The following is a 14,562-nucleotide window of genomic DNA, read 5'->3' on the forward strand; positions in this document are numbered from 1 at the left end:
AAGGATTGATCTGCCATGGCCGATGACCCCAAGCTCCTGGAGTACTTCCAGCGGGTGACCGCCGAACTCGCCCGCACCAGGGAACGCCTGCGGGAACTGGAGAACGCCGAAGAGGACCCGATCGCCGTGGTCGGCATGGGCTGCCGCTTCGGTGGCGGCGTGTCCTCGCCGGAGGAACTCTGGGACGTGCTGGCCGAGGGCCGGGACGTGATCACCGGGTTCCCGGCCGACCGGGGCTGGACCGAGGACCAGGTCTACCACCCGGAACCGGGCACCCCCGGCAAGTCCTACGTGCGTGAGGGCGGGTTCATCACCGGCTCCGCCGACTTCGACCCCGGCTTCTTCGGCATCTCCCCGCGCGAGGCACTCGGCATGGACCCGCAGCAGCGGGTGCTGATGGAGGTGGCCTGGCAGGCCGTCGCGGACACCGGGATCGACCCGGCCAGCCTGCGCGGCAGCCGCACCGGTGTCTTCGTCGGACTGTCCAATTCGGACTACACCGCCGCGGTCACCGAGGTGCCGCAGGAACTCATCGGCCAGTTCTCCATCGGCAACGCGCCCAGCGTCACCTCAGGGCGGCTGTCCTACTTCTTCGGCCTGGAAGGCCCGTCGATCACCGTCGACACCGCCTGCTCCTCCTCGCTGGTGACCATGCACCTGGCCGCCCAGGCCCTGCGCAACGGCGAATGCTCCCTCGCACTGGCCGGTGGCGTCACCATCCTGTCCAGTCCGCTGCTGTTCGTGGAGTTCTCCCAGCAGCGCGCACTCGCCCCGGACGGCCGGTGCAAACCCTTCTCCGCCACCGCCGACGGCACCTCCTGGGGTGAGGGCGCCGGACTCGTTGTGCTGGAACGGCTTTCCGACGCCCGGCGCAACGGCCACCAGGTGCTCGCCCTGCTGCGCGGCTCCGCGGTCAACTCCGACGGCACCTCCAGCGGGCTCACCGCCCCCAACGGCCCGGCCCAGCAACGCGTGATCACCGCCGCCCTGGCCGCCGCCAAACTCTCCGCCGCCGACGTGGACGTGGTGGAGACGCACGGCACCGGCACCGTGCTCGGCGACCCGATCGAAGCCGAGGCCCTGCAAGCCACCTACGGCCGCGCCCGCGGTGCGGACCGTCCACTGTTGCTGGGTGCGGTGAAGTCCAACCTCGGCCACACCCAGGCCGCCGCCGGCGTCGCGGGCGTGCTGAAGGTGCTGCTGGCCATGCGGCACGGCGTGCTGCCCAAAACCCTCAACGCCGGTGCGCCCAACCCCCGGGTGGACTGGGACGGCGCGGCCCTGGCCCTGCTCGACGAACCGCTGCCCTGGCCGGAGACCGGACGGCCGCGCCGCGCGGGCGTGTCCTCCTTCGGCGTCAGCGGCACCAACGCGCACGTCATCCTCGAACACGCCGAGTCCGAGCCACAAACCGTTGCGGCGGCTACCCGAACCCTGCCGCTGCTGCCCTGGATCATCTCGTCCAAGACGCCGGAATCGTTGCCAGTGCAGGCAGGTGCGCTGCTGGCGCACATCGAGCGCAGCAAGCCGGATCCCCTCGACCTGGCCCACTCGCTGGCCACCGCCCGCACCCACCTGCGTTGCCGCGCGGTCATTTTCGGCCGCACACTGGAGGATCTGACCGAGGCGCTGACCGCGCTGTCCACCCACCGCGGCTCGCACGCGGTCATCGCGGGCAACGCCGTCGGCGACGGCAGCACCACCTTCCTCTACCCCGGCCAGGGCGCGCAGTGGGCAGGCATGGCCACCGCGCTCAGCGCCGAGTCCGAGACCTTCCGCGCCACCCTGGACGAGTGCGAGAAAGCCTTGCGCCCGCACGTGTCCTGGTCACTCTGGGAGGTGCTGCACGGCGCGCCCGGCGCACCGCCGGTGCACCGCACCGAGGTGGTGCAGGCGGTCAACGTGGCCGTGATGATCGCGCTGACCGCACTGTGGCGCGAGGTCGGCCTGACCCCCGGCGCGATCGCCGGACACTCCCAGGGCGAGGTCGCCGCCGCCTGGGCCGCCGGTGCGCTGACCCTGCCCGAGGCCATGCGGATCGCCGTCGTGCGCGGAAAACTGATGGCCGCACTCGACGATGGACCGGCCGGGATGCTGACCCTGCCCCTGCCGGAGGCCGACGCCCGCGCGCTGATGGCCGACTGGGCGGACCGGCTGTGGATCGCGGTGGTCAACAGCGCCTTCGCGGTCACCGTCTCCGGGGAGGAGCAGGCGGTCGCCGAACTGCTCGCCCGCTGTGAGACCAGGGGTATCCGGGCCCGCCGGGTCCAGGCCGAGGTCGCCTCGCACACCCCGCGGATGGAACCCTTGCGGGACAACCTGATCGCCGAACTCGCCGACCTGGCGCCGCGACCGGCCACCGTGCCACTGGTCTCCGGCCGCACCGGCCAGTGGGTGGGCACGGCCGAACTCGACGCCGAGTACTGGTACCAGGCCATCCGCGAACCCGTCCGCTTCGACCGCTCCACCGACACCCTGCTGGCCGACGGCCACCGGATCTTCGTCGAGGTCAGCGCACACCCGCTGCTGGTGCACCCGGTCAGTGAGACCATTGACGTGGCAGGCATCGCCGCGGTCGCCACCAGCACCCTCAACCGCGAGGACGCCGGCCTGTCCCGGTTCGTCCGCGCCCTCGGCGAGGCATACATCGCCGGTGCCGCCATCGACTGGCAGGCCGTCTTCGCGGGCACCGGCGCACGCCGGATTCCCTTGCCCGGCTACGCCTTCCAGCGCGAACGCTACTGGCTGGACCGCGAGTGGAAGACGCCGAGGATGACCGCCGACGGCCAGGCCCTGCCCGCGGGCGGCGCGACCTCCCCGGCCGCCCGGCTGTGGGCGCTGCCAACGGAGGAACGCGAGACCGAACTCGTCGACATCATCCGCAGCCACGTCGCCGTGGTGCTCAACCACCCCGGCACCGAGGACGTGCCCCTGGAGGACACCTTCCGCGACCAGGGCCTGGAATCGTTGAGCGCCATGCAGTTGCGCAACCGGGTCACCTCCGCCACCGGCATCGAGTTCTCCCTCGGCGACATCCTCAACTACCCCACCGTGCTCGACCTGGCCGAACTCGCGGTGGAGAAACTCGCCGAGATGGCCGAGGAGGACACCCTGTCCACGCCGGTGAGCGTGCCCGGGAACGCGCCCGAGCCGTCGCAGGAGTCCGACAGCCTGGCCGCGGTCTACATCGGCGCGATCGAGAGCGGCAAGCTCAACGCCGCCCTGCGCCTGGCCCGCGCCGTCTCCGAAACCCGGGACACCTTCACCCAGGACGATCCACGGGACCTGGCCGAACTGATCAAGGTCGGCGACGGCGGCGAGGGCCCGCTGATCATCGGCCTCACCCCGCCGATCTTCCCCAACCTCGACCTGCCCTACACCTACCTGCACTCCGCCCTGCGCCCCGCCTCCGAGGTCTGGTCCCTGTGGGCCCCCGGCTTCACCGGCGACAACCCGCTGCCCGCCGACCGCCCGGCCTTGTTCCGCATGCTCGCCAAACCCGTGCTCGCCCAGTTCCCGGACCGCCCGTTCATGCTCGCGGGTTACTCCTCCGGCGGCTACCTCGCGCACGGCCTGCTCGAACACCTGGAGGCCGAGGGCGTCCCGGTGTCCGCGCTGCTGCTGATCGACACCTACCTGCCCGACGCCGAGGTCGCCCAGACGGAGAACCAGAGCGAGTTCATGCAGGAGCAGATCCGCCGCCGCGACCTGATGGCCGCCTCGGTGGGCCGGGACGACCGCACCGCCACCACCACCGGCCAGATCGGCGCCATGGGCGGCTACAACCGCATGTTCGGCGACTGGCACCCGCAGCCGATCAAGGCGCCGATCCTGCACCTGACCGCGTCGGAGGCGGTCGGCGGCATCTCGGCCAACCCGACAGACCGTCAGTTCCCGCTGGATCTGGTACACCGGAAGGAATCCATCCCCGGCGACCACTTCACCATGCTGTCCAGGCACGCGGACGTGGTGTCCGAACGCCTGCACGCCTGGCTGCCGGAGGTGCTGCCCAGCCGGTAGGAGAGGAGTGGCCGTGCCCGACGACGCGGTGCGAACGGCGCTGGGACTGGGAATCCGGGTTGTCGAGGTGGACGGCTCGCGGGATGCTGAAGGCGTCGCGGATGACCTCGCCGGGCACTTCCGGCCTTACCTGCCACCGCGCGAGCACTAGGGGGACAAGTGGAACAACCCGACATGGTCGAGGTGCCCAACCTCGTCGGCCTGACCGTGCCCATCGCCCGCGGCCTCGGCCACGACGCCGGCCTGGTCGTCACCGGCCCGGACCTGGACGGACCGGCACTGGGCGCCCTGACCTGGCCAGGGACCTGGGTTGTCACCGCCCAGAACCCGCCGGGTGGGCGCCGCCTGCGCCGGGCGGACGTGGTGCGGATCGAGTTCGAGAAGTTCCGCGAGCACGGTGGGGCATGACTTTCTCATGGTCAACGGGCAGCTGGGAGTGCGCCGACGTAGCCTGAACCCCATGAGCCCCAACCACTGCGAGCGGCATGACACCTCACGACGCTGGTGCGCGGGCTGTCGCCGGCAGCGGTCGCGGGCGAGTTTGGCCGCGCCGAAGACCTGGACGGTCACGCCGGTCGCCGAGACCAAGGACGACAACGCCACGGCGGCCGCGCTCATCGTCCCCACGACCACCGGCAACACCCCGAACTAGCCCGCGGGTCACCGGAGGTCGCGGGACTGGAGCAGGGCGTGCGCCAGTAGGGCCAGGGCCAGCAGCCAGCCGAGCAGGACGATCAGCGCGGCTGGGGCGGGCCAGGGGTGCTCGCCCAGGCCGAGCAGGGACATCGCCGCGCCCGCCGGGAACAGGCGGATGATCCCAGGCTGGGGCAGCAGCAACGGGGCGAACAGCGAGGCCGCGGCGGCCAGCGGGGCCAGCACGTGGTGGCGCACGATGGATCCGACGAGCAGTCCCCACGCCGCAGGCACCGCCGCCAGCACCAGGCCGGCAGGCAGCACCGAGCACAGGCCGCCGACCAGCCCCGCCGCCGAGCCGGTCCGGGCCACCAGGACCACCGCGCCGGTGCCCAGGGCGGTGACCATGAGCAGCGTGCCGCCGATCGCCGCGGTGCACGCGGCGGCGCCCAGTACCGGTCCGCGTCGTCCGAGCAGCATCGCGCGGGCCACCACGCCGTGCCGGTAGGCCAGGGTGAAGCGCACCGCGCCGTAGAGCGCGGCCAGCACCGCGGTCTGCAGGCACACCAGGGTGACCATGGCGCCTGCCGTCGGCGTGGATTTCCCGGTGAGGCCGGAGATCGCGGTGGTCAGCACCGCGTAGACCAGGAAGCCCAGCAGCGTCGGATCCCGGGGCAGGCGCAGGAGTTCCATCCGCAGGGCGGCCTTCACGCGGGTTCACCGGCGCGGTCGATCAGGTCGAAGTAGCGTTGCTCCAGCTCGTGCCTGCCGCCGTCGGTGAGTTCGGCCAGGCTGCCCGCGAAGAGCAGGCCGCCCTTGATGATCACCACATCGTCGATGGTCTGGGCCACCTCGGCGAGCTGGTGACTGGACAGCAGCACGGTGCCACCGCCGTCGGCGAACTCGCGCAGGAACCGGCGCAGCCAGCGGATGCCGTCCGGATCCAGGCCGTTGGCCGGTTCGTCGAGCACCAGCAGCTCCGGATCGCCGACCAGCGCGGTGGCCAGGCCCAGCCGCTGGGTCATCCCGGCGGAGTACCTGCCGACCCTGCGGTTGGCGGCCGCGCGCAGGCCGACCTCCGCCAGCAGCCGTTCGACCCGCTGCCGGGACGCGCCCGCGGCCGCCGCGCAGATCCGCAGGTGCCCGCGGCCGCTGATCCCCGGCTCGAACCCGACCCCGTCCAGATGCGCGCCCACCCGTCTGGCGGGAGTGGACAGCTCGCCGTAGGGCCTGCCGAACACGGTCGCCGACCCCGCGGTCGGCCGCAGCAGCCCGAGCAGCCCGCGCAACGCGGTGCTCTTGCCCGCGCCGTTGGGCCCCAGCAGACCGAGGATCCGGCCCTGGCCGACGGTGAAACTCAACTCCCGCACGGCCACCACCTCGCGGTAGACCTTGCCGAACCCGCTGAACCGCACAACTGGCGGCATTCGCCCAACTCCTTCGCCTGGGGACCTGATCACGCGCTGGCCTTCGCCGGCGCCGAACCCGACCGCAGCCGGGTCATCCGCCGCAGCAGGGGCGGCGCGCAGACCGCGCCCAGCACGGTCCAGGCGCCCAGCACCAGCCCCACCACGACCAGCCGCCCCGGCGCCGGTCCGGGGGTGAACGCGAGCCGGATCCCCTCCGCCAGCCAGGACAACGGGAACACCGCGCCGACGATCCGCAGCGGCCCCGGCAGCGAGTCGACGGGGAAGAAGAACCCCGACAGCGGGATCAGACCCAGCAGGAACAACCCCACCACGGCGACCAGCCGCGGATCCGGGGCCAGCGCACCGCCGATCGCACCAAGGCCGGACATCGCCAGCACCCCCAGCAGCAGCACCCAGGCCAGGGTCGCCCAGCCTGCCGGTCCCGCGGGCAGACCGGTGCCCGAGACGACCGTCCCGATCACGAGCAGCGCGATCACGTAGGCGATGGTGAGCACGCCGATCACGGCGAGCTTGCCGAGCAGGTAGCTCTGCACCCCGCCGGGCACCCCGCGCAGGCGCAGCAGCGCGCCGTCCTCGCGGTCGGTGGCCAGCCACTGCATCAGTCCCAGCAGGCTCGTGCTGACCACGCTGAGCGCCAGACCACCCGCCAGCAGCAGCTCGGCGTACCGGGCCGGCGTGCCGGGAATGACGTCCTGGCCGAGCATCAGCAGCAGCACGGCCATCATCACCGGTACGAAGGCGTGCCCGGCGCGTTCCCGGCGACCGCGCAACTGGAGTTTCAGTTCGACCACGGCCCGCAGCCGGGCCGCCCGGAGTGTGTTCGCACGCTGGGACAACGGGATCACCGGCCAATCAGGTCTAGATAGGTGTCCTCGAGGGACTGCCGGCGCACCTGTAGTTCCGGCACCGCGCAGCCGAAGCGCTCGTTCAGCTCACGCAGCAGTGCCGAGGGATCCTCGACCAGCTCCCGGCGTTGCCCGCCCGCCTCGGCCCAGCGCACCTCGGTGCCGGCCGTGGTCATCGTGGCCAGTGCGGCCGGGGTGCCGGTGGTGATCAGCCTGCCCTGCACCAGGATGCCGATCCGGTGCGCCAGCCGTTCCGCCTCGGTGAGGTCGTGCGTGGTGAGCAGGATGGTCATGCCCTCGGTGCCGGAGAGCTGGGTCACCAGGTCGTGGAACTGCCGCCGGGCCACCGGATCCAAGCCCGCGGTCGGCTCGTCCAGGAACAGCAACTCGGGCCTGCCGATCACCCCGAGGGCCACGTCCAGGCGGCGGCGCTGACCCCCGGAGAGCCGCGCCACGGGATGATCTCGTTGCGCGGTCAGGCCGACCAGCGTCAGCAGCTCCGCCGGATCGTGCGGGTCAGGGTAGTGACCGGCCACATAGGACAGCAGTTCGCCGACCCGCCACTGCGCGTGGTCCCGCCAGGACTGCGACACGACGCCGATCCGGGCCCGCCAGCCCGGACCGGGCCTGCCCGGATCCGAGCCGAGCACCCTGACCTCGCCGCCGGAGCGCCTCCGGTGGCCCTCCAGGATCTCGATCATCGTGGTCTTGCCGGCGCCGTTGGGGCCGAGCAGGCAGAAGATCTCGCCGCGCCGGATGGTCAACTCGACCCCGCGCAGCACCTCGGTGCGGCCGTAACACATCCGCAGCTCCCGCACGGACACCGCATCGGGCTCAGCACGCTCCACTGTGGACTCCTTCCAGTGTGTCCGCGACCAGGCCGACGTAGTTCCGCACCGCACCGGTGTGCCAGCCGACGTAGCCGACGAAGTCGTGCAGGTGCAGCACGATGCGCAGCACCGCCATCCGGCGCACCCGCTCGTCCAGCTCGGTGCCGTAGCCCTCGGCCAGCGCCGCGATCAGCTCCGGCCAGCCGGGGCCGGGGAAGGCGTGGCTGAGTTCGAGGAGTTCGCCCAGCAACCAGCCGAGGTCGAAGGCAGCGGGGGCGGCGCCGAGGTCGTCGCCGATCAACAGCTGGACCCGTTGTCCCGGCACGATCGCGGCCAGTCCTGGCGCGCCGTGCACGAGCACCGGGTCCGGGTCGGCGGCGAGGTCGGCGCACCAGCCCAGCAGCCGGGCCCAGGCCGGGATGCCCAGGCCCTGGCAGAGGGTGGCCGCCGCCAGCCGGGTCGCCTCGGTGCGGCCGCCCACCCGCAGGAAGGCGGTGAGCCGGGCGTGCGCCGGTGGTGGGACACCGACCGACGGCGGTGCGCCGCGGTGTGCCAGCGCCAGCAGGCGACCGGTTTCCCGGACCGCCCCGACCAGTCCGGCGCGGTCCGGAGCCGCGCCGGCGAGCAGGAGGTCCGCCGCGGTGCGCCAGTGCTCGATCGGGTACACGGTCCCGGCGGGGGAGGGGCGGCCGGGGACCAGCCCGCCGCCTGGCGTCGCCACCCGCGCGAGCCAGGCGCGCAGGGTGGCGTCGGGCGCCCGGAACGGGATCCGCCGGTCCGGACCCGGACTGCGCAACAGTTCGTAGCCGCCGTCCAGGCCGGTGCGCACCAGTTGCCGCTGCCAGCGCGTGCCGTACTCGGGCACGACCACGGTGTGCCGCCGGGTCATCGGGCGGCACCGGCGTGCAGCGCGCTCAGTTCGGTCAGCACCACCGGCAGATCGGCGCAGACCCAGGCGTCCTGGCGGCCGGTGGTGCGGCTGAGGCCGGGCTGGGGCGGCACCACCACCACGTTGTCCCGTTGCCGCAGGGCCTCCTGGTGGCCGCGGTAGGCGGCGCTGTCCGCACCGCCCGGCGGCAGCGAGGGAGCCACCGCGATCGGCGCGGTGGCGCACTGGGCGGCCAGCAGCGCGGGGGAGTCGGCCAGGCCGAGGGCGAGGCGGGCGGTGAAGTGCAGGGTCGCCGGGTAGACGACGATCGCCTCGGCCCATTCGGCCAGTTCCACGTGCAGGGCCGACCGGCTCGGTTCGTCCGGCCAGCCATCGGTCAGCACCGGCCGCGCGGAGAAACCGGCGAGCGCCTCGCGGGTGACGAAGCGCTGGGCGGTACGGGTGAGCACCACCCGGGTGTCCAGGGCAGGATGGGTCAGCTGCAGCCAGTTGAGCCAGAACGGCAGGAACGCCGCGCTCGCCGCGCCGGTGCCCACGAACAGCAGCCGGTCGAACCCCGGTGCGCTCATCCGGTCACCGCCTCGGTGATCTCGGCCAGCTCCCGCACCGCCACCGCCGGTCCCTCGGCGAGTCCGACGCCGCTGAGGTTGAGCACGATCTCGCGCACCCCGGCCGCCCGGTAGGCGGCCAGCCCGGCGAGGACCTGGTCCAGATCACCGGTGAGGAAGACCCCGGCGTCCACCAGGGCCCGCGCGCCCGCCGCCGGATCGGTGGGATCGACCGGGATTCCCGCGCGGTGCAGCATGTCGGTGTAGTGCGGCGCGGTCAGATGTCCACTGGCGACCCTGGTGGCCAGCTCGACCGGATCCCGGCCGGGACGGCGCAGCGCGACGTGCACCACCGCGGTCAGCTCGGGCATCGGCCTGCCTGCCGACGCGGCCCCCTCGGCGAGGGCGGGAGCGATGGCCTCCCGCAGGTACGCCGGCGGGGTGAGCCAGGTGAGGGCGACATCGGCGAGTTCCCCGGCCAGCCGGGCCATCCGCGGCCGCAGCACGCCGGCGCCGAGTTCCACCGGCGGGTGCGGCAGGTCGGTCAGCCGGGCCTCCAGCGGGAAGTACTCCGCGCCCGCGTCGGTCTCCACCCCGTCCAGCAGCGCCCGGAAGGCGATGAGGTACTCCCGGACCGCGGTGAGCTGACTGCGGTACGGATGGCCGAGCACGGCGCGCTGGAAACCGGTGGCGCCGGGGCCGATCCCGGCGACGAAGGGATGCCCGGTGATCCGGGCCAGCGAGCGAGCCTGCACCACGGCCTCCATCGGGTTGCGCAACGGCATCAGCGACACACAGGTGCCCACCGGGATGCGCAGGCCGAGACCGGCGGTGTGCGCGAACACCTGGTGCGCCTCCAGCCCGAGCAGCTGACCGCTCCACAGCCGGTGCAGCGCGCTGCCCTGCACCAGGGCCGCCACCGGGACGAGCTGTTCGGCTCGGGCGGGCAGGAACGGGATGAGGGCCGAATAGCGGGTCATCGCGGCGCCACCGCCTGGGCCGCGAGCAGGTCCCGGTAGACCGGGCTGTCCAGCAGCACCTGCTCGTGGCTGCCGCTGGCCTGGACCCGCCCGTCGGCGAGCAGGATCACCTTGCCGGCCTGGCGCACCGTGGAGAGCCGGTGCGCGACCACCAGCACCGCCCGGTCGGCGGCCAGGGTGTCGATGGTGGTGCGCAGCAGGTCCTCGTTGCCGCTGTCCAGCTGGGAGGTGGGTTCGTCCAGCAGCACGATCTCCGCGCTGCTCAGGCTGACCCTGGCCAGGGCGAGCCGTTGCCGTTGCCCGCCGGAGAGGTCGACCTCCCCGCCGAGCACGGTGTCCAGGCCCTCGGGCAGCGCCCGCACGGCCGCGGTGAGCGCCACCTGGTCCAGGGCGTGCCACAGCTGGTGTTCGGGCACCTCGGCGGCGTGGCCGACGGTGAGGTTGGCCCGCACCGAGTCGGCGAGCAGGGTGAATTCCTGGTCCAGGTAGGCGATCCGGCCGCGCAGTTCGGCCAGCGGCCACTCGCGGCTGTCCCGCCCGAGGATCTCCACCGTGCCGGTGTCGGGCCGCAGGAAGCGTTCGATCAGCGCGAGGGTGGTGGTCTTGCCCGCGCCGGAGACCCCGAGCAGCGCGGTCAGCCCGCGACGCGGGATGTCCAGGTCCACCTCGTGCAGCACCGGTCGCCGGTCGTGGGCGAACCCGACCGCGCGGAACCGCACCGCGGGGGCCTCGGCAGGCAATGGCACGGGGGCCTGCGGCGGATCCTCGGCGTCCTCAGTGGACAGTGCGAGGATCTCGTCGAAGCGGCCCCTGGCCGCCAGACCGGCCTGCACCTGGCCCGCGCCCATCGAGATCATCATGATCGGCGCCACCAGTTGCAGCAGGCACAGCAGGAACGCGACCAGGTCGGCCACCGCCAGTGCCCCCGCCGCGTACCGCGCGCCGCCGGTGACCACCACCGCGACCAGCCCGATCTGCTGCCCCAGCCCCAGCACCGGGCTCATCAGCGCTTCCAACCGGATGGTGCCCAGCGCCGCGGTCGAGGTGTGCTGGGAGGCCTGGGCCAGCCGGGTGGACAGCCGGGCCTCCGCCTGGCACGCCTTCACCATGGGCAGGGCGTCCAGCACGGTGCTGAACCGGTGCGCGAGCAGGCCGAGCGCGCCCTGGTAACGGGTGTGCGCCCGGCGCAGGCCGCGCACGACCAGACCGATGATCACCCCGGCGACCAGGAAACCGCCGAGTGCGGCCACCAGCAGCACCGGGTCCAGCCAGGCCATCACCGCCAGCGTGCCCGCCGCGGTGACCACGGCGGTGGGCAACTGCACCACGCCCAGATCGGCGATCGTGCGCAGCTGCGCGCTGTCCGCGGTGACCCGGGACAGCAGATCCCCCGAACCGTGCCCGCGCACCGTGCGCAGCGGCAACCGCAGCACGTGCGCCATGATCCGGCTGCGCAACCGGTGCACCATCCGCTCGCCCAGCCGGGCCAGCAGATAGCCGGAACCGGCGGCCGCGCCCGCCCCGCCCAGCGCCGCCACCGACATCGCGATCGCCCGCCAGAGCAGGTCCTGCCGGGCCTGGACCGCGACGATCAGCCCGGAGACCAGTAATGGCAACGCCAGGGTGCCCGCGGTGGCGACCAGGGAGAGCAGCAGGATCACGACCAGCCTGCTCCGGCGGCCGTCGGTGAGTTCGCGCAGGATGCGCAACGGCTGATGCCCTGCCGTCACCGGCATGATTCTTCCTTTCCAGCAAGGACATGGGGCGCCCGCGGTGCGAGCGCCCCATGCGATCAGCTGAGAATGTCCTTGGAGACCTGGTATGAGATGGCGAAGCTGGCCAGGAAGCAGGCCGGACTGGTGGCCGGGGCCTCGGTCAGCGCCGCGACGTCCAGCTCCGCGACATCGACGTAGGTGGCGTAGCCCGCCACCATTTCCTCAATAGCCATGGTGTTCCTCTCTCTTCTCGGGATGGTCAGCAGCCGGCCTTGACCGAGGCTGCTGTGCCCGCGCCGGCGGCCGCGCCCGCACCGGCCACACACCAGGGACTGCTGGTGGCGGCCAGGCAGGCCACGCTGCTGGTGGCGGCGGCGAAGCAGACCGGCGTGGTGGCAGGCGCCTCGGTGGTCGCCACCACGTTCAGCTCCTCGACGTCGACGTAGCTGCCGAAGCCGGACATCATTTCCTTGGTGTTGATCAAGATCTTTCTCTCCTTGGTTTCCGGTTGCCGGGATCAGGACAGGGCAGACAGCGAGGGCAGTTGTCTGCCCAGCGGGGATCCCGGCGGGCCCGGGGTTCAGGGCAGGTTGCGGGCGGGGTCGCGCGGGTCGATCCGGGCCTGGCGAAACGCCTGGCACACGGCCGATTCCGGGGATTCGCCGTCCTGCGCGGCGGCCAGCAGCGCGGTGGCCAGCACATGCGCGCGGTGCTGGCCGAAGCTCAGCCCGCGCATGCCGGGGTGGGTGTCCACGGGTTCCCACGCGGTGGCCACCCCGGCGCCGAGGGCGCTGGCGAACATCGACACGTCCGCGCCGAGGCCGGGATGCCCGCGCACCGCCGTGGCGATCAGGTCCGCGGCCTGCCAGTCGCCCTCGCCGAGGTAGACGACCAGTCCGTCCCGGCGCGGGAAGGCGGCCTGGTCGGAGATCACCTTGGCCCGGTAGGCGATATCGCCGGCGTGCAGGGTGTTCAGCACGATCGACCAGATCTCTGGCGTGCTCTCGGCCGAGCGCAGGTGCAGGTAGACCCGCAGCAGCGGGCCGGAGGTGACCGGCGGGCGGCTGCCGTCGACGAGGAAGAAGCCGGGGGACACCGCGGGCCTGGCCGGGTCACAGCGCAGGACCAGTGGGCTGTCAGGGATGTGCTCGAAGTCCGCGCCGATCACGTTGGCGGGCAACCAGACCCGGACACCGTCCCGGCGCACCAGCACCCGTTCGGTCGCCGGGTCGAGGTCCAGGAAGGTGACGCTCACCGGCGTTTCGCGATGCGGCACGGCTGCGGCCAGCCGCTGCTCGAAGCCGCGGTCCCGCCGGGAACGGGGCGATCCGGCGTGCGGCAGCGCCCAGCCCACGTGCAGCACCTCGTAGCAGGCCAGCGCGAGTGCGCGGGCGAGGTCCTTGCCGGTGTCGGCGTGCAGTTCCCGTGCGCCGAGCACGGCGAAGTGCTCCTCGGCGTCGATCCTGATCCCGGCCAGTGCCGCCACCAACCGGTCGGCCAGCTCCACGTTCCGCACCGTCATACCGGCTCTCCCAGCCCGAGGGTGTCCACGAAACTCTTCGGGCTCAGCAACACCGTGCGCCCGACTCCGGCCGCGGCCCTGGCCACCGCGCCGAGCTGAGGGCTGAGCGCGGCGCCGGCGATCATGCGGTCCCACAGGTGCCAGCCGGCGAACGCCGCCGCCCTCGCGGCGAGTCCGGCCGCCGGTGCGGGGCGGATTTCCCGGTAACCGGCCCAGAACGCCACCACCACCGGCCGCAGCCGCTCGAACTTGCGCACGCCGCGGCCGATCACCTCCGCCGGGGTGAGGGTGATGTCGGCGAAGGAGATCTCACCCAGCACGCCGGTGTCACCTCGGGTGGTGACGATGTCCAGGATCGAGCGGTAGAGCCATTCCCCGGTGAAGGAACCCAGGTCCCGCGCCGGATCGGCCAGCCGGAACTCCTCCCAGTCGGTGAGGTGCAACCTGTCGCCCGCGAAGAGGAACTGGTCCAGCCGCAGATCGCAGTGGGCGGGCACCCGCTCCGCGGCGGCCTCCGCCTGACGCAGCCGCCGGATCGCCGCGGCCAGGTCCGCATCCTGCTGGAGCAGTCGCCAGCAGGTGAGTTCGGCGAAGCTGCTCTGGTCGAAGACCTCGGCGGGCAGCCCGTGCGCCAACTCGGCGGCAGGCATCGGCGGGACGGTGGTGTCCAGCTCCAGCCCGGCCGGGATCTCGTTGCCGTGCAACGAACCCAGTGCCTGCCCGGCGACCAGCCCGAGGTCGGCGCCGAAGCTCTCCTCGACCATCAACTCAGCGCCGGAGCGGGCCTGCGGGATGCGCTCGAAGACCACCAGGCCGTGTTCCTCGTCCCAGCCGTGGCAGGCGATGGTGGCCAGGTGCGGCTGCGGGCGGTGCTCGGTCAGCCGCTGGAAGTCCAGCGTCCGCCGGAGCCGGTCCGCGGGCGATCCGTTGTGCTGGTCCAGTTTCTTGACGAACACCGGGTGCCCCGCGCTGGTGGTGCCCGCCCAGTTGTCGTTGCGGCCGGGGAAGGTCTCGGTGTCCTCGGTGCCCAGCGTGCCCAGGCCCAGCCTGGTCAGCAGCACGTTGACCTCGGGCACGGTGCGCAGATCCCGCGGTGCGATCCGCGGTGACCCGGTGGCCACTTCTTGGATGCCTTGCATGCCTCGAAGTC

At 72.7% G+C, this 14,562-nt stretch carries 16 protein-coding genes; 4 read left to right on the forward strand and 12 right to left on the reverse strand.

Translation table 11 applies throughout. The annotated features are described in order from the left end of the window. Nucleotides 1-15: 15 nt before the first annotated feature. The 4 genes from HNR67_RS22625 to HNR67_RS22640 are packed head-to-tail and all read left to right on the forward strand — an operon-like array spanning nt 16 to nt 4,672. Nucleotides 16-4,020: a type I polyketide synthase gene (locus HNR67_RS22625; protein WP_185004203.1), complete on the forward strand. Its 4,005-nt coding sequence runs from the start codon at nt 16-18 to the stop codon at nt 4,018-4,020. 7 nt (nt 4,021-4,027) lie between these two features. Further along, on the forward strand, nt 4,028-4,171 hold the full coding sequence (locus tag HNR67_RS22630; RefSeq protein ID WP_185004204.1) for a hypothetical protein: 144 nt from the start codon (nt 4,028-4,030) through the stop codon (nt 4,169-4,171). An 8-nt stretch (nt 4,172-4,179) separates the two neighbouring features. After that, nucleotides 4,180-4,428 (forward strand): PASTA domain-containing protein, encoded by a 249-nt coding sequence (locus HNR67_RS22635; RefSeq protein ID WP_221490004.1) that lies wholly within the window; start codon nt 4,180-4,182, stop codon nt 4,426-4,428. A gap of 52 nt (nt 4,429-4,480) precedes the next feature. Beyond that, a complete protein-coding gene (locus HNR67_RS22640; RefSeq protein WP_185004205.1) occupies nt 4,481-4,672 on the forward strand; it encodes a hypothetical protein in 192 nt (63 codons plus the stop codon). 8 nt (nt 4,673-4,680) lie between these two features. On the opposite strand, the gene HNR67_RS22645 is transcribed toward HNR67_RS22640, so the two are convergent. The 12 genes from HNR67_RS22645 to lxmK form a co-directional block, all read right to left on the reverse strand. Continuing rightward, nucleotides 4,681-5,364: a hypothetical protein gene (locus HNR67_RS22645; RefSeq protein ID WP_185004206.1), complete on the reverse strand. Its 684-nt coding sequence runs from the start codon at nt 5,362-5,364 to the stop codon at nt 4,681-4,683. After that, the gene (locus HNR67_RS22650) at nt 5,361-6,080 is read right to left on the reverse strand and encodes an ABC transporter ATP-binding protein (protein ID WP_185004207.1); all 720 of its coding nucleotides are present in this window, start codon (nt 6,078-6,080) and stop codon (nt 5,361-5,363) included. Before HNR67_RS22650 ends, HNR67_RS22645 begins: the two co-directional genes overlap by 4 nt. A gap of 29 nt (nt 6,081-6,109) precedes the next feature. Then, nucleotides 6,110-6,919 (reverse strand): ABC transporter permease, encoded by an 810-nt coding sequence (locus tag HNR67_RS22655; protein ID WP_185004208.1) that lies wholly within the window; start codon nt 6,917-6,919, stop codon nt 6,110-6,112. Nucleotides 6,920-6,924: 5 nt separating this feature from the next. Then, on the reverse strand, nt 6,925-7,776 hold the full coding sequence (locus HNR67_RS22660) for an ABC transporter ATP-binding protein (RefSeq protein WP_312987837.1): 852 nt from the start codon (nt 7,774-7,776) through the stop codon (nt 6,925-6,927). Next, nucleotides 7,763-8,647 carry a hypothetical protein gene (locus HNR67_RS22665; RefSeq protein WP_185004209.1) on the reverse strand — a complete coding sequence of 295 codons (885 nt, stop codon included), beginning with the start codon at nt 8,645-8,647 and terminating at the stop codon, nt 7,763-7,765. The genes HNR67_RS22660 and HNR67_RS22665 overlap by 14 nt, the downstream gene beginning before the upstream one ends. Continuing rightward, a complete protein-coding gene (locus HNR67_RS22670) occupies nt 8,644-9,216 on the reverse strand; it encodes a flavoprotein (RefSeq protein ID WP_185004210.1) in 573 nt (190 codons plus the stop codon). The genes HNR67_RS22665 and HNR67_RS22670 overlap by 4 nt, the downstream gene beginning before the upstream one ends. Continuing rightward, the gene (locus HNR67_RS22675; RefSeq protein ID WP_185004211.1) at nt 9,213-10,175 is read right to left on the reverse strand and encodes an LLM class flavin-dependent oxidoreductase; all 963 of its coding nucleotides are present in this window, start codon (nt 10,173-10,175) and stop codon (nt 9,213-9,215) included. The genes HNR67_RS22670 and HNR67_RS22675 overlap by 4 nt, the downstream gene beginning before the upstream one ends. After that, complete coding sequence (locus HNR67_RS22680) at nt 10,172-11,911, reverse strand: ABC transporter ATP-binding protein (protein ID WP_185004212.1); 1,740 nt, start codon at nt 11,909-11,911, stop codon at nt 10,172-10,174. Before HNR67_RS22680 ends, HNR67_RS22675 begins: the two co-directional genes overlap by 4 nt. A gap of 56 nt (nt 11,912-11,967) precedes the next feature. Continuing rightward, nucleotides 11,968-12,123 carry an LxmA leader domain family RiPP gene (locus tag HNR67_RS22685; protein ID WP_185004213.1) on the reverse strand — a complete coding sequence of 52 codons (156 nt, stop codon included), beginning with the start codon at nt 12,121-12,123 and terminating at the stop codon, nt 11,968-11,970. A 26-nt stretch (nt 12,124-12,149) separates the two neighbouring features. Then, nucleotides 12,150-12,374, reverse strand: coding sequence for an LxmA leader domain family RiPP (locus tag HNR67_RS22690; protein ID WP_221490005.1), 225 nt, complete (start codon nt 12,372-12,374; stop codon nt 12,150-12,152). 96 nt (nt 12,375-12,470) lie between these two features. Further along, nucleotides 12,471-13,412, reverse strand: coding sequence for a T3SS effector HopA1 family protein (locus HNR67_RS22695; protein WP_185004214.1), 942 nt, complete (start codon nt 13,410-13,412; stop codon nt 12,471-12,473). Beyond that, nucleotides 13,409-14,551 carry a class V lanthionine synthetase subunit LxmK gene (lxmK, locus tag HNR67_RS22700; protein ID WP_185004215.1) on the reverse strand — a complete coding sequence of 381 codons (1,143 nt, stop codon included), beginning with the start codon at nt 14,549-14,551 and terminating at the stop codon, nt 13,409-13,411. Before lxmK ends, HNR67_RS22695 begins: the two co-directional genes overlap by 4 nt. Nucleotides 14,552-14,562: the final 11 nt, after the last annotated feature.

It is taken from the genome of Crossiella cryophila, assembly GCF_014204915.1.
In the GTDB taxonomy this organism is placed as follows: domain Bacteria; phylum Actinomycetota; class Actinomycetes; order Mycobacteriales; family Pseudonocardiaceae; genus Crossiella; species Crossiella cryophila.